At 55.0% G+C, this 271-nt stretch carries 1 pseudogene; it reads left to right on the top strand.

Annotated features, from left to right (window positions below):
* A pseudogene (locus AF337_RS44840) lies at positions 1 to 196 on the top strand (adenylate/guanylate cyclase domain-containing protein); the annotation flags it as partial.
* Positions 197 to 271: the final 75 nt, after the last annotated feature.

Genomic DNA, 271 nt, shown 5'->3' with positions numbered 1-271 from the left:
ACTCTGTTCGTCCGCCGCCGATCAGCAAATCCTCGTCGATCACGCTGTAGCGCAATCCGTGCGTGGAGAAATTTTATTGGTCGCTCTCGGCCCGCGACAGCTCAAAGGTTTCGACGAGCAAATACCTGCTTGGAAGGTCGGAACGAGAAGCGGAAGATCAAATGGCGTGCAAGAACCGAAGGGGTTGAACGGGTAGGTGGACCTCACACAGTTGAGAAGAGATCAGCCTTCTGAAATCTTGCTCGGTTCGCCAACTGCACCTGTCGGGGAG

It is taken from the genome of Rhizobium ecuadorense (assembly GCF_001187535.1).
GTDB lineage: Bacteria > Pseudomonadota > Alphaproteobacteria > Rhizobiales > Rhizobiaceae > Rhizobium > Rhizobium ecuadorense.
This window is presented reverse-complemented; position numbering and strand designations above follow the sequence as displayed.